The organism is Aquirhabdus sp. (assembly GCF_046462495.1).
In the GTDB taxonomy this organism is placed as follows: Bacteria; Pseudomonadota; Gammaproteobacteria; order Pseudomonadales; family Moraxellaceae; genus Aquirhabdus.
Genome location: NZ_JBKGVE010000004.1, coordinates 437,855 through 459,426 on the forward strand (window position 1 = coordinate 437,855; position 21,572 = coordinate 459,426).

Genomic DNA, 21,572 nt, shown 5'->3' on the forward strand with positions numbered 1-21,572 from the left:
AGGATGATCAGCGATGGATTTTGATTTATCTGAAGACCAACGTGCTTTTCAGCAAAGCGCGCGTCAGTTTGCAACGACCGAAATGGCGCGCCATGCCGCACAGTGGGATGAGGAGAGCTTCTTCCCCATTGATGTGATTAAAAAAGCGGGGGATTTGGGGTTCTGTGGCATTTACAGCCCAGAGAGCAACGGCGGTTTGGGACTGTCTCGTTTGGATGCTGCGATTATCTTTGAAGAGTTGGCCTATGCCTGCCCGTCCACGGCGGCCTACATCACCATTCACAACATGGCGTGCTGGATGGTGGCGAGTTGGGGCAGTGACCGTGTACGTGAGCAATGGGGCGCCTCGCTTACGAGCGGTGCAAAACTCGCATCGTACTGTCTGACTGAACCCAACGCAGGGTCGGATGCAGCGTCACTGAAAACCCGAGCTGATTTAGTCGATGGTCACTATCGATTGAACGGTGCCAAGGCGTTTATCTCAGGCGCTGGGGCAACGGATCTGTTGGTCGTGATGGCACGCACCGGCGGTGACGGTGCCAGAGGCATCTCAGCCTTTGCCGTACCGGCGGATGCAGCAGGGATCAGCTATGGGCGCAAAGAACAAAAGATGGGCTGGAACAGCCAGCCCACGCGGACGATCAGCTTTGATAACGTACTGATTCCTACTGATCATTTACTCGGGCAAGAGGGTGAGGGTTTCAAGATCGCCATGCGCGGTATCAATGGTGGGCGGATCAACATTGCCACTTGCTCGATCGGTGCTGCGCAAGCGGCCCTAGATGCCGCACGGCGCTATATGACAGAGCGACAACAGTTTGGACAGAAGCTTGCTGAGATGCAAGCTCTGCAATTCAAGCTGGCCGATATGGTCACTGAGTTGGTGGCGGCACGGCAGATGGTACGTTTAGCCGCGTGCAAACTCGATCAGCAGGCACCGAATGCCAACGTCTATTGCGCGATGGCCAAGCGTTTTGCTACTGATATTGGGTTTACGGTCTGTAATGAGGCACTACAGATACACGGCGGTAATGGCTATATCCGTGAGTATCCCCTTGAGCGCTATCTGCGCGATGTGCGGGTGCATCAGATATTGGAAGGTACTAATGAAATCATGCGCGTGATCATCGCACGCGAAATGCTGACAGGAGCTGCACCCGAAGAGATTCGCTGAGCATTGTTGTGAGTGTTTTTACGGAAGATATCAACCAAATATTTAGGATCATGGATCGAATCAGGGAGTTTATATGAGTCATATCGCATTTATCGGTTTGGGCAATATGGGCGGCCCAATGGCACAGAACTTACTTAAAGCGGGCTATACGCTGAGTGTCTTTGATCTGTCCCCAGCTGCACTGCAAGCTGCGGCCGACTTAGGCGCGACTGTCGCAATGTCAGCGATGGATGCCGTGCGGCATGCGGATATCGTGATTTCGATGTTGCCTGCCAGTCGCCATGTTGAGGCGCTGTATCTAGGGGAGGCGGGTTTACTCCCACATATTCCACAGGGCGCACTGGTGATTGATTGCAGTACCATCGCAGCGCAAACCGCAAAGACCGTCTCACAGGCCGCCGCCGCACGTGGACTGGTGATGCTAGATGCGCCGGTTTCGGGAGGAACTGCAGGCGCCGCCGCCGCAACGTTGACGTTTATCGTTGGCGGAGAGGATGCTGGACTTGAACGCGCGCGTCCTGTGTTAAGCAAGATGGGCAAGAATATCTTTCATGCGGGGCCATCGGGTGCGGGGCAAACCGCCAAGATTTGCAACAACATGCTGCTCGGCATTCAAATGATTGGTACGGCAGAAGCCTTGGCACTGGGGGTGGCGAATGGTCTTGATCCCCATGTATTGTCCGATATCATGAGTAAAAGTTCTGGTCGCAATTGGGCGCTGGAGCTGTATAACCCCTATCCCGATGTCATGGAAAACGTACCTGCATCGCGGGGCTATCGTGGTGGGTTTGGGGTGGACTTAATGCTTAAAGATCTGGGGCTGGCCACCGAAGCGGCCTTGAGTGGGCAGGCGTCGATTCCTTTGGGTGAGATGGCACGCAATCTCTATGGACTGCATAGCAAAGCGGGTGCGGGTGGGCTCGATTTTTCCAGCATTTTGCAGTTGTTGCAGAAGGCGAAAGGGTAATTTAAAACATGACCCTGACCGCATCATGCCATGCGGTCAGGGATGTGACTTTGAGTGACGTAGACATCTACAGCGTTATTGACGCATCCCAATCGCAAGGCGATTAAAGGCATTAATCAGTGCCACCGAAATGGTGAGATCTGAAATTTCAGTGGCGTCAAAGTGATCTTTCAGCGCTTCAAATAGAGCATCTGGCGCATGGTCAGTCGCGACATGGGTCAGTGATTCGGCCCATGCCAGCGCAGCGCGTTCACTGTCACTAAACAGACTGCTGACATGCCAGCCCGCTAGTTGATCGAGTTTTGCATCCGATACCCCACTCTTGCGCAGATCTGCGGCATGCATCTGCAAACAAAATGCACAGCCATTGATTTGAGAGACGCGTAAATTAATTAGATCGATCAATGAATGACCAAGCGTACTTTTGCTGAGCGCTATGCTGGCATTGACTAGACCGCGGTAAGCATCAGGTGATAGGGTGCTATAAGGAAGACGTAATGTACTCATGATTTTGCTCCAGGTGTTAATGTTAAGAGAAGGTGTTGTTTAAGGAAGTATGGCTCGACTGCATTTTTCTAAAAGAATAGGCATATCAGGGCTGATCGTTCATTCACCGCACGAAGTGCATGCCTTTGCTGAGGAATCCTTGCCGGAAATAAAAACGCTGCGCCAAGGCATTGCCCAGACCCGTATCCAAGACCAGATGCGCACAGTGTTGGCGCATCACCTCTGCTTTGATGGCATCCATGAGCTGTTCGCCTAGGCGTTGCCCGCGTAAGTCTGGGCTGGTCACCAAGTCATCGACATAGATAAAGCGTCCGTAAATCAGGTTTTCTTGTAGGCGATAGCCCGCGAGCGCTACCACCTTCGAATCTTGCTTGGCTGCCAGTAAGCGATAGCCTTGTGTTTGTTGGCGGATTACTTGCTGGGTAAAGGTTGCTGCATCGGTTAGATGGGGGCGCAGTTCCTGCATCAAGGAAAAACATTGCATAAGCCCTTGTGGATCATCGACGTGGATGAGGTGAGCAGGTGTTGTTTCGATGTCAGTCATGGCGTGTGCCTCAATCAGCGAGGTCTTTACTTTAACGTCATGATGGCCTATTAATAAGGGTCATAAAGTGATTGTTTGAATAGGACATGAATTCACAAATAAATCCGATCCATCTTGACCCCCATGATGGCACTGCACTGTATTTACAGATTTATCGACGCTTTCGTGAGGCGATCAGTGATGGTCGCTTAAAGTCAGGAGAGCGTGTGCCATCCATTCGTGGTTTGGCCAGTGAGTTGGGTCTTGCGCGCGGTACGGTCGAGACCGCGTATCAGCTGCTGATTAGCGAGGGCTATTTGATTGCGCAAGGTGCTGCCGGAACAATCGTTTCACCGCAATTGTCATCCTTGAACACTACGAGTGTGCTGACTTCGCCGACTGCTTTAACTTCCGAACAGCACATCTCACATCCACAAAAAAGTCTATTGCCTTTTCAACTCGGTGTACCCGCTTTGGATGCCTTTCCACGTAAAACATGGGGACGTATTGCCAGCCGCTGTGCCAGAGAACTCGGTATTCAATCCTTAGGCTATCCTGATATTCAGGGGCATTTACCCTTACGCGAATCCATCACCACTTATTTGGGGATCTCGCGCGGGATTAGCTGTGTGCCAGAACAGGTGTTCGTGACCTCGGGCTATCGCGGCATTTTGCATCTCATCACCAGTGCACTCCTGCAAGCGGGAGATCAATGCTGGTTTGAAGATCCGGGTTATATCCACGCACGACGTTTCTTAGACCTAGTGGGTGCAACGCTGGTGCCAGTACCGGTTGATATCGATGGTTTACAGATTGAGGAGGGAATCAAGCGTGCCAAACATGCCCGATTTGCGGTTGTCACCCCCTCACACCAAAGTCCGACCGGGGTATCATTGTCATTAACCCGTCGTTTGGCATTGCTTGATTGGGCTATTGCTGAGCAATCATGGATTGTTGAAGATGACTATGACAGTGAGTTTCGCTATGACAGTCGTCCGTTACCCGCCCTAAAGAGTCTGGATCATGAGGGGCGCGTGCTCTATGCCGGAAGCTTTAGCAAGGTGTTGTTTCCAGGACTTCGACTGGCCTATCTGGTGGTGCCGCTCAAGGAGGTCGAGCGTTTTAGACGCAGTGCACAAGTGATGCAAGCTGGCAGCGCGTCGGTGTGGACGCAAATGATGGTGACTGAATTCATGGCGCAAGGTCATTTCACGCGCCACCTGAAAACGATGCGCGCGCTTTATCGTCGTCGCCGTGCTGATCTGATGGATGCCTTAGTGCTGACCTTCGGAGATCATATCCGCATTGAGCAGCGCGCGGGTGGTCTCTTGATTTTGATCCGATTCAAAGACGTCGTCGATGACAAAGCCTTTGCCCTCTTGGCTCATCAGGAAGGTTTGGCGGTACATGCGCTATCGAACTGGACGATGGCTGCTGAGTCGAATGCTGGGTTGTTATTAGCTTTTACCAATATTTCCAGTCGAGAAGAAGCGCTGCGATTGTGTGGGCGGTTGTATGAGGTGTGGAAAAATGTTCAGTGCTATCTTGGTTCGAGAGAGTATGAGTAGAATAGGTAGTGTGATAAGCATGCGTTGATGAGATAATCACCCTGCCTTTACGCTGTAAGATACCCTTTGATAGGTCAGTACCCATGTCCGCATTAATTCAATCTTTATTTCGTTATAAAGCATGGGCAAATGCCGAATTATTTGCCGCGCTAAAAGCATTAGATCCCATTCAATATCCGGATGAGCTACATTCGGCGATTCGTATTTTGAATCATATCTATGTGGTTGACCGCATCTTTGTCGCAAACTTACAGCAAACAACACATGGGTATACTGGGACCAATACGTCTGATACCCCCACTTTAGAAGACCTCCATCGAGCCGTCATAGAAACAGATGGTTGGTATATTGCGTATGTGGACAATATCTCTCCAGAAAGTCTGAGTGAGTCGATTCGATTTTCATTTGTGGATGGGGATGTTGGACACATGACGCGGGAGGAAATGCTGGCGCATATCGTGACGCATGGTGGTTATCATCGCGGTGCGGTAGGACGTATCCTTGCGCAGTTATCCATCGCGCCACCTCGGGATATTTATACGAAGTTTTTACATGATACTGAGATTGGTCGTCGTAGAGATGATTAGTCTCTCAGTAGATTAAACGCGAGGGGTTCCAAATAAAAAACGGATATCATCGATTGATCATATCCGTCTTATTTTAGGCATGTCTGATATTCTTTAGAAATCAGACCATTCTTAGTGCCCGCCTCCCGCACCACCGGCCAAGAACGGGGGCTTGGTCAACCAAATCACCCCAATCAAGGCAATGAAGATGATCGAACACAGCCAGAAAATCTCACTGGTTGCCATCATCGTGCTTTGCTGCACGACCACGTTCTGGATTTGGGCATAGCTGGCGCCTTGGGGAATGCCGAGCGCTTGCAACTGACCCGTATAATCAAACATTGCCTGATTGGTTGGGTTCACGTGCTCAGCCAACTGGATCTGGTGACCTTTGGAGCGGTGATCGAGAATCATGACCACCAGTGCCGTACCAAAACTGCCTGACAGCGTGCGGAAGAAGTTGGACAATCCCGAAGCCGCGGCCATTTGGTTCTGGGCAATCCCCGACAAAATAATGGTATTGACGGGCACGAAGAAGAATGCCACAGCAACGCCTTGCAGCAAACGCGGCGGGATCATCTCGTTGATCGACGTTTCGGTATTAAACGTCGAAAACCAGAATGCGGTGATGCCGAAGATGACAAAGGACACGCTGGACAGCAAGCGTAAATCCAGACGCGGCATTAGCACTTTAGCGACAATCGGCGAGCAGATCAGTGCGAAGATGCCGACCGGTGCGGTCGCGATCCCCGCCCAACTGGGGTTGTAGTTCATCACGGTCTGTAACCAGAGTGGGAACAACACCGTGAGCGCAAAGAACATCATAAAGCCGAGCGACAGTGCAATCACGCCAAAACGAAAGTTATGCTTCTTCAGTAGTCTGAGATCGACCAGTGGATGGTCATCGGTCAACTCCCATGCGACAAAGAAAGTCAGCGCGACTACCGCAGTGATGCAAAGTCCCACGATTACATTGGAGCTAAACCAGTCCAGATCATTGCCGTTATCCAGCATCAATTGCAGGCTGCCGACACCCAAGACCAATAAGATGCCCCCGACGATATCAATCGGCAGTTTTTCGGTCGGAGTGTCTTTTTTACGCAGTAAGGTAAATACCACGAATCCAGCCAATAACCCGACCGGCAAATTGATATAGAAGATCCACGGCCAAGTGAGGTTGTCGGTGATATAACCGCCGAGTAACGGTCCACAAATGGGCGCGACCACAACAGTCATGACCCAGATGGTCATGGCTGTACCGCGTTTCTCTGGCGGGTAGTTGGAGAGCAGCAGGGTCTGTGATAGGGGTACCATTGGACCTGAGACCAGACCTTGCAGGAAGCGAAAGGCCACCAGTTCCGGCAGACTCTGCGCAAAACCACACAAAGCCGAAGCAACGGTGAATAAGAACACGGAGACGACAAAGACCTTCACCTCACCAAAGCGCTTGGCGATCCAGCCTGTGACGGGGACAGCCATCGCGGCTGCCAGACCGTAGGAGGAAATGACCCACGTGCCTTGGTTGGAACTGACCCCCATATTCCCTGCAATAGTGGGTACGGCGACGTTGGCAATCGCCGTATCCAGAACTTCCATAAAGGTGGCAAGGGCAATCGCGATCGTTAAAATGATCAGCGGAAGACCTGTCATATATTGAGGTGGGCGTGCAGCCGCTATCGCGCTACTCATGAGTTGCTGCCTGCTTCATGAGCGATGATTTCATCCGCTTTAGCATTGGCATCTTTGAGCTGTTGATCAAAGACTGGCGTGGTCATCGGTACATTGGCAATCGGCAACGAGGTCAATACGGAACCGTCACGATTGTGAGTGTCGATGTCTACGATGGTCGACATGCCGATACGTAGCGGATGCTTGGTCAGATCATTCGGATCAAGCGCAATCCGTACAGGCACGCGCTGCACGACTTTAATCCAGTTCCCCGCCGCGTTTTGGGGGGGGAGTAAGGAGAATGCGCCACCTGTTCCAGCTGCAATACCTGCGACTTTACCGTGGTATTCCACATGACCGCCGTAGACATCGGTGGTGACTTTGACTGGCTGACCGATACGCACATTGCGCAATTGGGTTTCTTTCAGGTTGGCATCAATCCACAGGCCATTGAGCGGTACAATCGCCATCAGGTTAGTCCCTGAGGTGACGCGTTGACCGATCTGCACGGCACGGCGTGCGACATAGCCTTCGATTGGAGACGGAATCACATTACGTTGTGATGCCAAATAGGCTTGTACGAACTGAGCACGCGCTTGCAGCACGGCAGGATGCTGACGCAGCGTCGTGCCTTCAACCGAAGCCTGTGAGGATTCAAGTTGTTTCTGAGCGACGATCAAGGCGTCTTTGGCGGTGGCAACTGCGGCACGGGCATGGGCGAGGTCTTCGCCAGTCAGGGCATCAGTACCTGCCAATTGTGTACGGCGATTCAGGTCGTCGGTTACTTTGGTCAGGTCGGTTTGGCGCTGTGAGACCACCGCAGTCGCTTCATCCGTTGAGCGGAATTGCTGACGGGTTTGGCGTACAGTCTGCGCTAAGCTGGCTTGGGCATTGGCCAAACCAACGGAGCTATCAGCTCCTTCCAGCGTGACCAGCATCTGACCGGCTTTGACCGATTGAGTGTCATCTGCACCGAGACTCACCACGGTACCGCTGACCTGAGTATTCACATAAACCAGATTGCCATTCACATAGGCATCGTCGGTGCCTTCGCGGAACTGGACGATCAGGAAGTAATACAGGGCATACAGCACTGCAATCGTGATAAAGACTGCAGCGATGATGAGGAGTACCGGTTTGCGTTTACCGTTTGCGGGTGCTGTTTCTGGCGTCGCAGGGGTTGCAGCCGCCTCGGGAGTGGTGTTCTGTTCAGTCATGGTGTTCTCCAGAATAGTGTGCAGGCTGCTGATTAGTTATGCGTGCGCGGGTCGGTGACCTTCGCGTCTGCTTGTACGGTGTTAGGTTCGGCCTGATAGCCACCACCAAGGGCTTTAATGAGATCAACATGGGCTTGCAGTGCGCGTCCCTGACGTGCGATCTCCTGATCTTGTAAGTTGGCTTTGCTGAGCTGGATGCCCATCAGATTACGACCGTCCTGCAGACCGGCTTTAATCAGACGCTGGGTATTTGTCAGTTCATGCTCGCGAGCTTGTACTTGATGTTGCAGAGGGTCTGCTTCATGGTCAGCGCCTTGCACATGCAGTGCGGCATCGTTGATTTCATTGACCGCGTTTTGAATGGATTGGTCATACTGGGCAACTGCCAGAGCGACTTCGGCGCGATTGCTGTTTAAGCTGGCACGTAGGCGACCCGAGTCAAACAGGGGCAGGCTGATTGCTGGTGTTACCCCCGCTTGCAGCGGTGTCAGGGCAAGCAGATTGCCGAATTGATAATGCGAAATGCCTGCGTTGGCTGACAGATTGATATCTGGATAGAAAGCCGCACGTGCAGATTCAACGTCACTTAAGGATGCGGTTACCCGATCACGTGCAGCGACGATGTCGGTACGGCGTGCAATCAACTCCAGCGGCAAATTAGCAGGTAACTCGCCATTAAATTTCGGTAATGGCTGGACCGTTAGGGCAGGGAAATCCTGACCACTTGCGACCAGTGATTTAAGCTGTGATAGCGTCTCGTCACGCTGCGATTGCAGTTGTACCAAAGTTTGCTGTGGCAGTGCAGCGTTGGCGCGCAGGGGTGCCACATCGTTACCTGAAGACAGCCCCGCTTTCTGACGCTTCAATTCGATATCGAGCAAATGCTGCTGATAACCTGCGATCTGGATTTGCACCGCGATGCGCTGGTTTAAGACTTGCCATTGAAAATAAGTACTGGCAACGCTTGAAGACAATGACGCAGCGGCACCCGCGGCTTCAGCACGACTGGCGGCTTCACGGCCCAGAGCTGCTTCCAAGGCTTTACGGTTTTTGCCCCAGAAGTCAAAGTCATAGGACAGTTTTAGCGATGCCATCGCATTACCCCCCGTCAGGTTTTCCTGAATCGGAGGCAGATGGACGTTGTTTTTGTTGATGCGCGTATAGTACTGGCTGGCATTGGCTGAGGCATCCGCAGTCAGCTTCATGCCGCGATTGGCTGATGCGCCTTCGGTCGCTGCTTGCGCTTGAAAAACGCGTGCTTGGGCAACGGCAATACTCGGAGAGCCTTTGAGCGCTTGATCAATCAATTGATTTAACTGTGGATCCTGGAAGTCCTGCCACCAAGTCGCCGCAGGCCATTGCCCAGTAGTACTTGGGACAAAGTCTGTGCTGTGGACGTTGTTTAACCGTGGGGCGGGATCTGCATCTGGTAATGATGCGCAGCTCGCGACGAGGATCGCGAGGGTCAGCGGTGCCCAAGTGAGAGCGAGCTTGAATCGAGATGTTCCAGATATATCGTTCATACGTACGACCTTTGCAAAATAAACGATAATTCAACCTGTTAAGGGTGCTTTTCGTTTTAAAAACTTGTATAGCCGCTTTGGATAGCGACTTAAAAACGACTCAAGATACTTCTATTGCCCTGCCACGCGTAACTCTAAAGAGCGCAGCAGTTTGAGCAGTAACTTTTCAAACATGGCGAGTTCTTCATCATCAAACACACCATAAATGGCCTTGCCACGGGCTCGGGCATGCGGCACGACTTGCTTGAGCAACGCGTGCCCTTCATCTGTGAGTGACAGATCGACACGACGACGATCATGTTCATTGGTCACGCGGCGCAATAAACCGCGTTCGACCAACTCATCGCTGATGCGCGTCATATTGGCGCGGGTTTCCCCTGTGCATACGGTCAGGTCAGAAGGGTTGGCGATCTGATCAGGGGCACTATTAATCAAGTGCATGGTGATATAGCCCGCAGTACTGAGATTGAACTCTTGTAAGGTCTTGCCCAAGAATTCATGCAGCAGCCAGCCGTTGTATTTGATTAATAAATTGATCTGGATCGTGCCCAGAGGTCCACCCGTCACAAGGCTGTGGGAGCGTTCAATCCGGTCACGTGTCTCTGCGTAGTTGAGGCGTTTAGATTTGTTCATTGTGAAATAGTACCATATGTAACTATTATTTTGAGAACTATTTTGAACGTTTGGTTCAGAATTTGATGACTGGTCAGTTTAATTTCTGGAAAGTATTGTATCGGCAGCGTTTTCATCAAAGACGCATGCCGATGGCAGGCTTAGGGTGATCTCATGGGCGTCTGCTCGACAAGACGTTATAGCGGATAGCTGCCGAGGTTTCTGCCGTTATGGGCGAATAATCATATTGGTTGCCGTGGCATGGGCGTAGAGTTTGCCACTTTCATCGCGAATCGACCCTTCCGAGATCACCAGATTACGTCCCGTATTGATCACTTTGCCTTCGGCGATCATGGGCTGGTTAAAGGGGATGGGGCGGCACATTTTGATATTCAGATCGATCGTGCCATAGCCTTCGCCTGCAGCGAGTACGGTATGGCTTGCACAGCCCGTGACCGAATCCAGCACGGTTGCGGCAAAACCACCATGCACACCGCCCAGTGGGTTGGTATGGGTTTTATTGGCGGTGGCAATAAAGACCACTCGACCATGCTCAATGGTTTGGAGTTCCATCGGGACCGTATCTGCAATCGCAGGCTTGGGAAACAGTCCTTTGCCAAAAGCCGTCATAATTTCAAGGCCAGTCATTTCTTTAGGATTCATCTTGATGGACTCACTTTTAAAAATTGGATATACAATGAAGCGACATAGTTCTAAAAAAGAATCTACTCTAAAAAGAGTATGCTTAGCGTGAAGCGTTGTCAATTTATTCAATGACTGGCCAGTTTGACCAAATGGGCAGACCGCAATGAAAGGTTGTGATATGAATTGAGTCCCCTTTAAAAGGAGATGCATATGGACAATTTACAGGCGTTTGCGCAATCTATCCTTAAGGCGCAGCCATTTAGTCAATTGTTGGGTGCTGAGCTGACTCGGTTTGAATCTGGCAAGGCGGAGCTGGCACTCCGTCTGACGGACAGTCTCAAACAGCAGCACGGTTTTGCCCATGGCGGCGTAGTGAGTTATCTGGCTGATAATGCGCTGACCTTTGCTGGCGGATCAGTGCTTGGGGATGCGGTGACATCGGAGTTTAAGATCAATTATTTAAGACCCGCTATCGGCGAGAGACTGATTGCTAGAGCCGAGAGTCTCCATGCAGGGAAACAGCAGGCGGTCTGCCAGTGCGAGATCTATGCGGTTGACGCACAAGGCGTGGAAAAGCTGTGTGCAGTAGCGCAGGGGACGATCGTGAAGGTTTAGTTCGATAACGGTCATATGGTTTTTAAATCTTTAATGCGGAGTAGTCTGATCCTAGAACAGGAATGAATACCCAGACAGGATTAACCACCGACAGCTTCAGCTCATTCCCCTCTCTTGAAATAAAGTTCAAACAGCACGCATCATGGTCAAGGTTTACAACAAAAAAAGAAAAGCGATCATCGGCTTTGACTCCTTTTTTGAGCATGGTGCGTACAGAGTCTTCGTGTTTTAGATACTGTATCGGTGGTATGTAACTGTCTACTTGCGAGAAGTTTGTAGAATTGTATTCATTGTTGTCTCCATATGGTTGGGGTGAGATTTTTCATTGAACGGATTATGATTTGGTATTCAACTGTGCAATAGTTTGTGTGGTTATGGGATGGCCATGACGGGCACTGCCTACATAGTGTCCGGGTTTCGCCAATGGATTTCCCCAAAATGGCGTCAGTTCTGAAGACGGGAACACATTGGGGAAATCTGCATTGCGCGATGAAGGACCTGCAATGGTTTTTTCCTGAATCATGGAAATATATTGATCAATGGAATTTTCCAACGTATTGCCATTCATGACCACTTCAATGCCCATTGCTTTTGCATAATCCCGTAGCCCCGGAATGGTTGATGCAAGAGGTGCATAACTATCAGCACTTACCCCGTTTTCGCTGGTGACCCACAGCCCTTCATCGGTATGTACAACCAGTGAATGATTGCCTTCTGTGTGACCAGGAGTATGAATCAACGCGACACCATCACCCAGCATGACATCTCCATCCAGCAGAATGACTTTAGATTCTGGAATCCCAGCGATACCGCTAGGGCAATACCATTCTGCCTGGATTGGAGATAGATTCTGAGTGGATTCCCATTCCTGGCGTTGGACTAGCAGTTTCGCATTGGGAAAATAAGCTGGTTTCTGATCTGTGCCCAGCCAAGAACGCACATCTTGAGTATGTAGGTGATCATAACTGATGTAGTCAACCTGTTCTGGATTGATGCCTAGACCTGCAAGTGCACCCTCTACGGTATTGAGGATAGGTGCGATGAACGGTGCCAGTCTCTGTGGGCCGCGTTTACTTAAGCGCTTAAAAAAGGGGGTTTCGATGTTGTGGACATGATCTGAGGGTGAAAATAATAACGTTTTTATGCCGTTCTTGGTATCAAACTGAACCACAAATAGGCGATTCAGAATATGTAAATAGGCGAGGCTATGCTGATAGCGATAGGCATCGCGCAAACCATAGTAGCTGGGATAAGGTACTTTGATCAGATCAACCGACTGATAAAAATGGACTTTATTGCTTTTCAGCATTTCTTTGCGAAAATCGTGAGAAGCCGCGCGAATATTTTCTATTCGCGCCAGTGGTGACAAACTGTCTCTTGCGCCGATAAAGTATTTGATAGGAGTAATTGTATTCATGACGTGGTGTCCAAAAATGAGAGCACTGGTTTGAAGAGGAACATTTTTACGTGAATGCGTCTACATATGTGAGGCAATACGTTAAGGTTTTGGCATGCTCGATAGATAGTTAAGCGCCTGTTCTGTTGATCCTTCATTCAGTGGACTATGATTGGGTGCAAGGTATCGTAGTCCTGCACGCATCAAATAGCCGATCTTGGGCACCCGATCCTGTCGAGCCGCACGTAGATAATCGCGGATGCGGAAACGATAGGGCAACTGTGGATCTTGCTGCACAAGATAATGCACACCCCCATAGGCAAGAAGACCAAACAATGGAAAAATAAACAGTGCCGCGCCAGTACGCAGCGGGATATTACCGCTGATGTGCCGGAACATGGCATCTGCCACTTCACGATGTTCCACTTCCTCAGCACCATGCCACTGATAGAGCCTTAACATTTCAGGATCAATCGGTGCTTTCTCAAGGGCTTGGGAATTTAATACCCAGTGACCTAGGACTCCCGTCAAATGTTCTGCAGCGGCAACCATTGCTAAGCGAGTTTTAAGCCATGCTAATTTGGCTTGTGGGCTGGTCAGTTTACGACCCAATGGATCACTGCCTAGCATGCGATCAAAAATCCAGTCGAGCAGATTCAGATAGGAGGATAGGTCGATACCCAACGCTTCAATACGTCGGTTGCCGATTGTATGCCCATTGCTATGGGCGCCTTCTTGTTTGATGAATGCAATTGCTGCTGCGCGTAGATCATTATCCTCTACCCACGGCAAGGCATCACGAAACGTTTTACAGAACCAGCGCTCGGGCGCTGGTGTGATCGGATTCAAAACATTGAGGATATGCGTGCTTAGAGGATCATCTGCGATCCAGTGCAGTGGAGTTTCGCCAAAATCAAAGATCGGACGCCTTGGCGTAATGATATGTGTAGATCGAATTAATTGACCCATTATGGATTTCCTCAAGTCAGTCTTGCGTAACAATGTTGAAGCCCATGCGCGGACCAAAGGCCAAGACAGTGCGAACCAATCCACCGAGTATTTTGGGGGGGCGCCCACTGCTTATACGGCGGAATTGTGCGGCATGCCATCCCAATTGCAAGTAGGCATCGACGGGTCTATAGCCGATCGCTGGGATACGTGGAGGTGGAGGTGATGATTCGCCTGCCAGTAAGTGCTGGGCAATATCTGGTTGCATAGCAAAAGGCCGTGCCATGCCAATTAGATCAACTGTACCATCACCGATGATGCGATTCATGAGTTCTACCTGACGTAGGCCTCCCGTGAGCATTAGCGGCAGTTTACTTTCCTTGCGCAGCCGTTCAGCATAGTTCAAGAAATAGGCATCACGGGATTCCTGACCTTCGGCAAAGCCGAGTTGGGCTGGCGACTCATAATTTCCGCCTGAGATTTCGAGCAGATCAATGCCTTCTGCGTCAAGCATGAGTGCCACGTCCAATGATTCTTGCTGACTGAAACCGCCTTTTTGGAAATCTGCAGAGTTGAGTTTGACTACAAGGGCTTTGTTTGGGCCGATCGCTTTGCGCACTGCGCGCACTGTTTCCAGTAGAAAACGGCGACGGTTTTCAGGGCTGCCGCCCCAGACATCAGTGCGCGTGTTGGACAGCGGTGATAAGAACTGCGAGATCAGATAACCATGCGCGGCATGTACTTGTACGCCATCAAAACCAGCTTGAATAGCGAATGCCGCAGTCAATGCAAAGCGATTAATTTGTTCAAGAATTTCTGATTCAGTCAGGGCGCGAGGCACACGGATGATATTCATTGCAGGTAGATCAAGCCCAACTGCGGATGGTGCGACAGGGCGCTTAAGCAACGGTAGCACCGCGACCCGTCCTGGATGGTTGATCTGCATGATGATCTTGCTGCCATGCGCATGGGCGGCGTTTGCCCATAATTTATACGCCGTCAGGAAACGACTGCTTTCAAGAACGGCATTGCGAGGTTCGACGAGGGCACGACGATCAATCATGACATTACCTGTCACGAGTAGACCTGTGCCTCCGCTTGCCCATGCGGCATAGAGTTGTTCTAGTTCTTGAGTGGGTGAACCATGGCGATCAGCTAATTGTTCACTCATTGCGGATTTGGCGATGCGATTGGGGATTGTTAGACCGCAAGGCAATGTCAACGACTGACTAAGCGGAGTAGTCTGGTTTGTAAATTTAGCTGGTTTATTCATTTTAGATCACTCGTTAAAACTTTAATAAGACATCAGGAGGTGAGCTACAACTAGAACCCATCGATTTTTGCTTAATTCATAAGTACAGGCGGCACATCGATTTGATAGACCTGCTTAAAGTGATTCATCTCAGCTGTGTTGTCGTGCTGCCAAGGGTGAAAGTCTTTGCGAAAAAAATCGCTATAGGGCTTGCGGATACTTCCGAGCATGCCGGATAAGTAACCCAACCCTTGTCGCCAAGATTTTAAATCGCGGCTGTGGCCTGAGTCTCGTAGCATTTCCATTGTCCCGCGAAATGCGACAATCGTGGTCTCGACCATGACATAGCGTAGTAGCCATCGACGGTTAATCGCGGTTTGATAGACATCAAACGCTACGGCTTTGTGCTCACTTTCTTCAATGGAATGCCATACCCATAGCTTGCGCATTTCGCCATGCGCGATGAGATTTTGACTTTCTGGCGCAATTCTCAGGAAATAATCTGCCATGATTGCCGTGATATGTTCCATGCAGACTGTTGCCGCCAACTGACGTGCGGGCGAGAAGTTATCGCGTAAAAGCCGATTCATTTTTTTAAAACGATTATAGATGCGATCCACGGAGTAGCCTTTGCGTCTCATCATCTCATTTAAAGCATCATGTTCTTTGCCATGATGCGCTTCTTGTCCAATGAACGCACGGATTTGCAGACTGAGTTCTGGATCTTTAATCCGATCTTGAAAGTGACGGACGCTGTGGATAAATTGCCGTTCACCCTCTGGAAAACTGCAAGAAAAAGCCGTGAAGAAAGCGGTCAACAATGGATTATTTGCAAACCAAAACTCTGGGGTGTCATCCGAAAATTTCAAATCCATGTGGCGTACGGTGATCGAAGTTCCCGCACCTTTATGAGCCGTGTGTTGCTGGATTGGGTCATATGCAAGTGTATTCATTGTTTTCTCCATATCAAATCAAAAGTGCGCCTCTATTCCTATGCGTTACAGCACACGAGGATTAAATTGGCGGAGAATAAATAGGGGGTTAAAAAGACGCGGAATCTGAATCGGCGGGATAAAGCCGCCAGAGAGATCGACCCGATGCAGGCGCGCTTCAACCACCTGCCCTAGACCCATTTCATGAAGGGGGTCATTGGTTGTTCCAGTGAAACGCAATGTCATATCGACACGACGTACTTCAATGGGATGTTCTTTCGGAGTGAAGCGAATCTCACGTGGCAGATTTAAGCCGATGCCACCCGTGACATTTCGATGAGGTAGACCTAGAATCGGCGGTGCATCATGTAAAACCTCGCCTAATTGAGCATTCATTTCGATCAATGTTGTGCCACGGCGTGATGCCTTAGCGACAATGCGTTCGCCGTTATTGTTCCAATTGATTTCGCCCATCTTTTTGGGGTAACCCAGCATCTCTCGCCCCATGATCATGGCGCGGTCATCATCCAGAATCATCCACGGACAGAAGATGCCATAGCGTGAGCCGACTTTGACATGCACAAACAGACCCGCTTCGTGATAGGCATCGGTATAGACATTCTCTGGAAAATACGCACAGAACAGATCAGCGCGATGAGGCTGGGCAAGGGTCATGCCTTTAGGGAGCCACTTGGTCATGACTTTTTCATTGACTTCAACCACAGCAGTGAGATATTGGGCATTGTGATAGAGCTTGCCGCCGAGGTTAGCCAAGCGCAGTGGGGTACGGAGGTCATCACGCAATTGTTTAAAGAACATTAGGTTAACCTCGAAAAGACTTGTTTGAGGATCGGCAGTAGAATCACTCGTGGGGTATATCGACCGCCTATCATTTGCGCTTGGGCGACGAGTCCAGGGGTCACGATGCGGCGGTTGTTATCCATCCCGCAAATGGATTGGCGGGCCACACGTTCCGCCGTGACCCACACCATGCCGCCGCCTGCACCATCGATCTTGCCAATACCTGCAGCCTCGGCAAATCCAGTCCGAGTTGGCCCCGGCGCGACTAACGTACAAGTTACCCCTGTACCTTGTAGTTCACTGTGCAATGCTTCGGCAAAGAAGTTGGCGAAGGCTTTGCTAGCGGCATAAGTGGCATTGGCGGGAGTAGGCTGATGACCCGAGGTTGAACCGACGATTAAGATCGCTCCTGATTTGCGCTGAATCATGTGTGGCAACACCGCGAGCGTCAAATCCTGTACGGCTACCGCGTTGAGCTCAAGCTGTTCCCGTTCACGATCAGCATCGAGGTTTTGCAAAAGACCATAAGTGGCAAACCCAGCGTTATTACACAGGATCGAAATTTCTTGCTGCGCAAGCTCATGGCAGAGCAAACGGCGTGCATCACGGTTCGCCAGATCACAGGGACTTAAGTCCACAGTGATCTGATGCTTTTGACGGAGTTCTGCGGCCAGTGCTTCCAGTTTATCGATACGGCGTGCTACCAGAATGAGGGAGTAACCCCGTGCAGCAAGTTGACGGGCGAGTTCTTCGCCGATGCCGGATGAGGCACCAGTAATCACGGCTCGGGTTTGGGGCGTTGGTGCGGGGAGACTCATGGGACATGCTCGAAGTAGAATGAACGTTTACAAGTATCGTATTCATCTCGCTTGAGCGTGAGAGGTGGCTGCGCCATAATACTATTCATTTTGGGTCATGAGGCTCACGCATGAACGATCCTTACGGTCTGTCTAAAGCCAGTATTCCCATCGCTTATGCCCAGCTTTTGCTGGAGATTGTGGCTGAGCGCGGGATTGCGGCTGAGCAGTTATTGCGTGAAAGCAAATTGCCAGTCCAGCTCTTTGCCGTACCTGAAGCGGATAGTCGTATCACACCTCGGCAATGGTCGCGTCTGGTGTGGAGTGCGATTGTGCTGACGGGTGATGAAAGCCTCGGTTGTGAATACGGTCTGCGCTTACGCCCGACAGCGCATGGTAATCTCGGTTTTGCCCTGATGAGTTGTTCAACGGTAGGTCAGGCACTGGAACTCGGTGCGATGTTCTTTAGAATGCGTTTGCGTGACTATCAGATGCTGCTACGTACCGAAGACGATGTCGCCATTATGGAGATCACTGAAACCCATCCCGTTATTGGCGCGGCACCAGAGCAGGCGATCCTATTGAGGCGTTTCTTCCATGAGTGTGTGATGCTGGGCATCGTACATGGCGGGCGCTATCTGACGGGTAAAGATTTCTCAGGCGTTGAGTTGTGGCTGGATTGGGCCGAGCCAGTATCTTACTCCCGCTATCGGGATCGTTTGCCGCCGATTCGTTTTAATCAAGCGACCTGCCAAGTACGTACGGCTGCGATCCATATGCAGCTCCCACTGATGCTGGGTGATCCCATTGCCCATCAACAAGCCTTGGCACAATGTGAGCAGGAACGAGTGCGCAATCTGGATGCGATCACGACCCTGATCAGCCGTGTCAAAGCGGAATTGATCCTGACGCCAGAAAAAGGCTACCCCAGTTTAGATGCTGTCGCAGAGAAGCTGCATCTATCAGGGCGAACCCTTAAGCGTCATCTTCAAGCGCTGGATACCACCTACCTGAGCTTGCTTGATGAAACGCGCAGACAGGAAGCCGAGAAATTACTTACCACGACCGAAATGGATATCCAGAGTATCAGTAGTTTGCTCGGCTATGTGGGACCCGCGAACTTTACACGGGCATTTAAGAAATGGACAGGGATGACCCCGAGTCAGTTTCGGGGTGAGATGGGCCGTATTTGATGCTTGATTGTAAAATCATTTACAGCAAACAATCTTGTGTTTCAACGATTTTTAGGTTTTGATGGGGCTATCAAGCATTCGATGATCACTGCCAAACCCAATGAATAAACACCGCTTACGTTATCTTAGCCGCGCTATAAAAATTGCTGCGCTTTCTATAGGTTTATATACAACAGTTTCATATGCTGAAAGCCCAAGCCCAAGCCCAAGCCCAACCCCAAGTCCAGCGCTCATTCAAAGCCCCAGTCCATGCCCGCCTGACTGGGAAGCAGAAATCTGCCAACTCAAAGATGTGGTCGAGGCCATCAAAAAGGACTCCTACACGCCTGTCGATATTCATGAGTTTCTCAATCAAGGGATCAAGCGCACGGTCGATACGCTGACGCATGGACAGTTCATGGATAAAACCGAATTTGCCGATATGTGGAAAACATGGCGTGCTGAGGGGTATGTGGGTATAGGGGTTGTCGTTGGGCAGGAGGGCGATGGATTACGGGTCTATCAAGTGATTGATAACAGCCCAGCCGAAAAAGCCAATATCCATCCCAATGACTTGATCGTTGAAGCCGATGGTGAGAATTTTAGTGGTAAAACGTTTAAAGAAATGACTGAACGCATCGCAGGCCTGCCCAATACTGTGGTCAAGATCACGGTACAACGCATGCCTAAAATGCAAAAAACGTATTTCAACATCACGCGCGCCAAGATCAATAGCGAAACCGTCTATCATCGCATTGTTGCATCTGACTATGGCTGGGTGCGTATTTCATCCTTTGATGAAAATGTCGTTGCCAAAACGGTTGATGCGTTGCAAGACCTTGCCAAAACCAATCCTCATCTCAAAGGACTCGTTTTAGACCTGCGTAACAATGGCGGTGGTTCTTTGTCGGGTGCAGTCGGTGTGGTCTCGATCTTTGTCAAAGACAAACAAAAAGCTGTACTGACCAAAGGTAAATCACCGGAAAACACACATTATCTCTACACCACCCTTGAGGATTATAAGACTGCGGCTAATACCAAGGATGGCGTCACCAAAGATCCGCTTGCTGGTTTACCTGACTTGTATAAAACCATTCCGCTGGTTGTGCTCGTGCATCAGAATACTGTATCCGCGCCTGAGCTGGTGAGCGGCGCGCTGCAAGACCTGAAACGCGCGACCATCATCGGCAAAACCACCTTTGGCAAAGGGTCGATACAAGCGATATCGCCGCGGATCGATGGCACGGGACTGCGTCTAACTACCGCCAACTACTTCACCCCATCGGGTTGCCCGGTCAATGGTTATGGCATTACTCCTGACTACCTTGTCAGTGAGCGCAAAAATGGCGATCCGGATGATACCCTTAATTTTCACGAAGTCGATATTGCTCATCCTAAATACGAAGGGATTGACCCTTCAAGCCCTCTGGAAAAGATTCGCAAAGAACGGGTCAAACGGCGTAGCGAGATTTTGATGAGTATGAACCAGCATAAACAGGACATGCCGCCGCCAGTTTTGGCAAAGACCTATGCCACAGCGACGGATTATATGTTTTCACAAGCGTTGCGCTATTTGCAGAATAAAGAGATTGATCAGAAACAAGGGCAGAGTAGTCCCTACAATGTGCATGCCTTATGTGGAAGCTTGTAGGATATAGGTTGATGCATGAGCACTTTCAGAATATTTAGTCGCCTTCAACCAGCTTCTTGAGTCTCTCCAGTGCTTCATCCCACTGCTGTGAAATAATCTCAAGGGTACGGCGTGCTTCATCCAACTGACTGGGTTCAAACTCCCACAGGCGCTCACGTCCAACCTTGACATCACGCACAAGACCAGCATCCGCAAGGACAGTCAGATGCTTGGTCACCGCTTGGCGAGTGATCTCGGTGCCTGTGGTGAGTTGGGTGATCGACATCGCTCCGCCAGCGCAGAGGACTGCGATCAGACGTAAGCGCGTTTCATCCCCCAGTGCCGCAAACAGCGGCGCGAAGGTCGGCAGTGCTGCGTTTTTAGAACCATTAAAGTTTAGCAATATAAGCCTCGATGTTTTTGATTTGCTGATCCCAACCGCTGGTATTCATGCTGAAAGCAAGCGCACGTCGCGATGGTAGAATGGCGTCGAAGCCTGACTCTACGACACGTAGCAAGGTACCGCCGTCCACTTCTTTTAATTCAAACTCGACCAGTGTCATAGGCTCCTTGCTGAGGTCGATGGACTTGTCTGCTGAATAGGGATGCCAGCGAAACGAGAAGAAGCGCTCGGGTTCGATGCGTTCAATTAAGGCTTCCCACACATAGCCAAGGTCGCCACTGCAAGGTGAGAATCCGTTGCCTTTGGTGTATTGCCCAGCACTGAAACTTTTGCCTGTGAGCGCCACACCAAACCACTCTCCGAACTGTTCAGCATTGGAGATGGCTTGCCAGACACGGCTGCGCGGTGCCTTTAAGACGATTTGCTTTTCGATACGATCGGTTGATGCGTTCATGATGCTACCTCATAGTTGCATTATAGATGAGTTTGGTCTAATGGGACGTTCAATAGATTTGCTGATATGCAACCTATTAATTGCATAATACGCTGAATGAAAATAAATGCAACTATTTTATTGCATATTGTATGAAATTAAAACCGATGCAAAGGTCTGCGGTTTATGGCAATCTCGATTAAATGATTGAACGATATTTCAA

Annotated in this window: 22 protein-coding genes; 7 read left to right on the forward strand and 15 right to left on the reverse strand. The window is 50.3% G+C overall.

Annotation, left to right across the window (positions count from 1 at the left end; translation table 11 throughout):
- The first annotated feature begins 13 nt into the window (after positions 1-13).
- Positions 14-1,174 (forward strand): acyl-CoA dehydrogenase family protein, encoded by a 1,161-nt coding sequence (locus tag ACLHG7_RS05485; protein ID WP_410210030.1) that lies wholly within the window; start codon positions 14-16, stop codon positions 1,172-1,174.
- Between the two features lie 73 nt (positions 1,175-1,247).
- Positions 1,248-2,141 (forward strand): 3-hydroxyisobutyrate dehydrogenase, encoded by an 894-nt coding sequence (gene mmsB, locus ACLHG7_RS05490; protein ID WP_410210031.1) that lies wholly within the window; start codon positions 1,248-1,250, stop codon positions 2,139-2,141.
- Positions 2,142-2,216: 75 nt separating this feature from the next.
- Here the strand turns inward: mmsB and ACLHG7_RS05495 are convergent, their stop codons facing one another.
- On the reverse strand, positions 2,217-2,648 hold the full coding sequence (locus tag ACLHG7_RS05495) for a carboxymuconolactone decarboxylase family protein (RefSeq protein WP_410210032.1): 432 nt from the start codon (positions 2,646-2,648) through the stop codon (positions 2,217-2,219).
- 103 nt (positions 2,649-2,751) lie between these two features.
- Positions 2,752-3,192 (reverse strand): GNAT family N-acetyltransferase, encoded by a 441-nt coding sequence (locus ACLHG7_RS05500; protein WP_410210033.1) that lies wholly within the window; start codon positions 3,190-3,192, stop codon positions 2,752-2,754.
- A gap of 86 nt (positions 3,193-3,278) precedes the next feature.
- Here ACLHG7_RS05500 and ACLHG7_RS05505 point away from each other — a divergent pair, with 86 nt between their 5' ends.
- On the forward strand, positions 3,279-4,739 hold the full coding sequence (locus tag ACLHG7_RS05505; RefSeq protein ID WP_410210034.1) for a PLP-dependent aminotransferase family protein: 1,461 nt from the start codon (positions 3,279-3,281) through the stop codon (positions 4,737-4,739).
- A gap of 83 nt (positions 4,740-4,822) precedes the next feature.
- Positions 4,823-5,326, forward strand: coding sequence for a DinB family protein (locus ACLHG7_RS05510; RefSeq protein ID WP_410210035.1), 504 nt, complete (start codon positions 4,823-4,825; stop codon positions 5,324-5,326).
- Between the two features lie 111 nt (positions 5,327-5,437).
- Here the strand turns inward: ACLHG7_RS05510 and ACLHG7_RS05515 are convergent, their stop codons facing one another.
- From ACLHG7_RS05515 to ACLHG7_RS05535, 5 genes are all read right to left on the reverse strand, one after another.
- Positions 5,438-6,994 (reverse strand): DHA2 family efflux MFS transporter permease subunit, encoded by a 1,557-nt coding sequence (locus ACLHG7_RS05515; RefSeq protein WP_410210036.1) that lies wholly within the window; start codon positions 6,992-6,994, stop codon positions 5,438-5,440.
- Complete coding sequence (locus ACLHG7_RS05520) at positions 6,991-8,190, reverse strand: efflux RND transporter periplasmic adaptor subunit (RefSeq protein WP_410210037.1); 1,200 nt, start codon at positions 8,188-8,190, stop codon at positions 6,991-6,993. Before ACLHG7_RS05520 ends, ACLHG7_RS05515 begins: the two co-directional genes overlap by 4 nt.
- A gap of 32 nt (positions 8,191-8,222) precedes the next feature.
- Entirely contained in the window at positions 8,223-9,713 is a 1,491-nt protein-coding gene (locus ACLHG7_RS05525) for an efflux transporter outer membrane subunit (RefSeq protein ID WP_410210038.1), read from the reverse strand.
- Between the two features lie 111 nt (positions 9,714-9,824).
- Complete coding sequence (locus ACLHG7_RS05530; RefSeq protein ID WP_410210039.1) at positions 9,825-10,346, reverse strand: MarR family winged helix-turn-helix transcriptional regulator; 522 nt, start codon at positions 10,344-10,346, stop codon at positions 9,825-9,827.
- A gap of 207 nt (positions 10,347-10,553) precedes the next feature.
- Positions 10,554-10,988: a PaaI family thioesterase gene (locus tag ACLHG7_RS05535; protein WP_114900156.1), complete on the reverse strand. Its 435-nt coding sequence runs from the start codon at positions 10,986-10,988 to the stop codon at positions 10,554-10,556.
- Between the two features lie 192 nt (positions 10,989-11,180).
- Between ACLHG7_RS05535 and ACLHG7_RS05540 the strand changes: the two genes are divergently transcribed.
- Complete coding sequence (locus tag ACLHG7_RS05540) at positions 11,181-11,585, forward strand: PaaI family thioesterase (RefSeq protein WP_410210040.1); 405 nt, start codon at positions 11,181-11,183, stop codon at positions 11,583-11,585.
- A gap of 334 nt (positions 11,586-11,919) precedes the next feature.
- Here ACLHG7_RS05540 and ACLHG7_RS05545 read toward each other — a convergent pair whose 3' ends face one another.
- From ACLHG7_RS05545 to ACLHG7_RS05570, 6 genes are all read right to left on the reverse strand, one after another.
- Complete coding sequence (locus tag ACLHG7_RS05545) at positions 11,920-13,002, reverse strand: hypothetical protein (RefSeq protein ID WP_410210041.1); 1,083 nt, start codon at positions 13,000-13,002, stop codon at positions 11,920-11,922.
- A gap of 81 nt (positions 13,003-13,083) precedes the next feature.
- Positions 13,084-13,950 (reverse strand): metal-dependent hydrolase, encoded by an 867-nt coding sequence (locus tag ACLHG7_RS05550; protein WP_410210042.1) that lies wholly within the window; start codon positions 13,948-13,950, stop codon positions 13,084-13,086.
- 16 nt (positions 13,951-13,966) lie between these two features.
- Positions 13,967-15,202, reverse strand: coding sequence for an NADH:flavin oxidoreductase/NADH oxidase family protein (locus ACLHG7_RS05555; protein WP_410210043.1), 1,236 nt, complete (start codon positions 15,200-15,202; stop codon positions 13,967-13,969).
- A 71-nt stretch (positions 15,203-15,273) separates the two neighbouring features.
- Entirely contained in the window at positions 15,274-16,134 is an 861-nt protein-coding gene (locus ACLHG7_RS05560) for a metal-dependent hydrolase (RefSeq protein WP_410210044.1), read from the reverse strand.
- 45 nt (positions 16,135-16,179) lie between these two features.
- Entirely contained in the window at positions 16,180-16,932 is a 753-nt protein-coding gene (locus ACLHG7_RS05565; protein ID WP_410210045.1) for an acetoacetate decarboxylase family protein, read from the reverse strand.
- Entirely contained in the window at positions 16,932-17,732 is an 801-nt protein-coding gene (locus ACLHG7_RS05570; protein WP_410210046.1) for an SDR family NAD(P)-dependent oxidoreductase, read from the reverse strand. Before ACLHG7_RS05570 ends, ACLHG7_RS05565 begins: the two co-directional genes overlap by 1 nt.
- 110 nt (positions 17,733-17,842) lie before the next feature.
- On the opposite strand from ACLHG7_RS05570, the gene ACLHG7_RS05575 reads away from it, so the two are divergent.
- Both ACLHG7_RS05575 and ACLHG7_RS05580 read left to right on the forward strand, forming a co-directional pair.
- A complete protein-coding gene (locus tag ACLHG7_RS05575; protein ID WP_410210047.1) occupies positions 17,843-18,904 on the forward strand; it encodes an AraC family transcriptional regulator ligand-binding domain-containing protein in 1,062 nt (353 codons plus the stop codon).
- Between the two features lie 100 nt (positions 18,905-19,004).
- Positions 19,005-20,534, forward strand: coding sequence for a S41 family peptidase (locus ACLHG7_RS05580; RefSeq protein WP_410210048.1), 1,530 nt, complete (start codon positions 19,005-19,007; stop codon positions 20,532-20,534).
- 34 nt (positions 20,535-20,568) lie between these two features.
- On the opposite strand, the gene ACLHG7_RS05585 is transcribed toward ACLHG7_RS05580, so the two are convergent.
- Positions 20,569-20,916: an ArsR/SmtB family transcription factor gene (locus ACLHG7_RS05585; RefSeq protein ID WP_410210049.1), complete on the reverse strand. Its 348-nt coding sequence runs from the start codon at positions 20,914-20,916 to the stop codon at positions 20,569-20,571.
- Positions 20,903-21,370: an SRPBCC family protein gene (locus tag ACLHG7_RS05590; RefSeq protein WP_410210050.1), complete on the reverse strand. Its 468-nt coding sequence runs from the start codon at positions 21,368-21,370 to the stop codon at positions 20,903-20,905. The genes ACLHG7_RS05585 and ACLHG7_RS05590 overlap by 14 nt, the downstream gene beginning before the upstream one ends.
- Between the last annotated feature and the right edge of the window lie 202 nt (positions 21,371-21,572).

Coding starts and splice junctions, on each gene's coding strand:
- ACLHG7_RS05555 (WP_410210043.1), bottom strand. CDS start 15,202: ATGAATAAACCAGCTAAATTTACAAACCAGACTACTCCGCTTAGTCAG.
- ACLHG7_RS05485 (WP_410210030.1), top strand. CDS start 14: ATGGATTTTGATTTATCTGAAGACCAACGTGCTTTTCAGCAAAGCGCG.
- mmsB (WP_410210031.1), top strand. CDS start 1,248: ATGAGTCATATCGCATTTATCGGTTTGGGCAATATGGGCGGCCCAATG.
- ACLHG7_RS05580 (WP_410210048.1), top strand. CDS start 19,005: ATGAATAAACACCGCTTACGTTATCTTAGCCGCGCTATAAAAATTGCT.
- ACLHG7_RS05540 (WP_410210040.1), top strand. CDS start 11,181: ATGGACAATTTACAGGCGTTTGCGCAATCTATCCTTAAGGCGCAGCCA.
- ACLHG7_RS05560 (WP_410210044.1), bottom strand. CDS start 16,134: ATGAATACACTTGCATATGACCCAATCCAGCAACACACGGCTCATAAA.
- ACLHG7_RS05495 (WP_410210032.1), bottom strand. CDS start 2,648: ATGAGTACATTACGTCTTCCTTATAGCACCCTATCACCTGATGCTTAC.
- ACLHG7_RS05575 (WP_410210047.1), top strand. CDS start 17,843: ATGAACGATCCTTACGGTCTGTCTAAAGCCAGTATTCCCATCGCTTAT.
- ACLHG7_RS05515 (WP_410210036.1), bottom strand. CDS start 6,994: ATGAGTAGCGCGATAGCGGCTGCACGCCCACCTCAATATATGACAGGT.
- ACLHG7_RS05590 (WP_410210050.1), bottom strand. CDS start 21,370: ATGAACGCATCAACCGATCGTATCGAAAAGCAAATCGTCTTAAAGGCA.
- ACLHG7_RS05500 (WP_410210033.1), bottom strand. CDS start 3,192: ATGACTGACATCGAAACAACACCTGCTCACCTCATCCACGTCGATGAT.
- ACLHG7_RS05510 (WP_410210035.1), top strand. CDS start 4,823: ATGTCCGCATTAATTCAATCTTTATTTCGTTATAAAGCATGGGCAAAT.
- ACLHG7_RS05530 (WP_410210039.1), bottom strand. CDS start 10,346: ATGAACAAATCTAAACGCCTCAACTACGCAGAGACACGTGACCGGATT.
- ACLHG7_RS05520 (WP_410210037.1), bottom strand. CDS start 8,190: ATGACTGAACAGAACACCACTCCCGAGGCGGCTGCAACCCCTGCGACG.
- ACLHG7_RS05535 (WP_114900156.1), bottom strand. CDS start 10,988: ATGAATCCTAAAGAAATGACTGGCCTTGAAATTATGACGGCTTTTGGC.
- ACLHG7_RS05565 (WP_410210045.1), bottom strand. CDS start 16,932: ATGTTCTTTAAACAATTGCGTGATGACCTCCGTACCCCACTGCGCTTG.
- ACLHG7_RS05505 (WP_410210034.1), top strand. CDS start 3,279: ATGAATTCACAAATAAATCCGATCCATCTTGACCCCCATGATGGCACT.
- ACLHG7_RS05550 (WP_410210042.1), bottom strand. CDS start 13,950: ATGGGTCAATTAATTCGATCTACACATATCATTACGCCAAGGCGTCCG.
- ACLHG7_RS05545 (WP_410210041.1), bottom strand. CDS start 13,002: ATGAATACAATTACTCCTATCAAATACTTTATCGGCGCAAGAGACAGT.
- ACLHG7_RS05570 (WP_410210046.1), bottom strand. CDS start 17,732: ATGAGTCTCCCCGCACCAACGCCCCAAACCCGAGCCGTGATTACTGGT.
- ACLHG7_RS05525 (WP_410210038.1), bottom strand. CDS start 9,713: ATGAACGATATATCTGGAACATCTCGATTCAAGCTCGCTCTCACTTGG.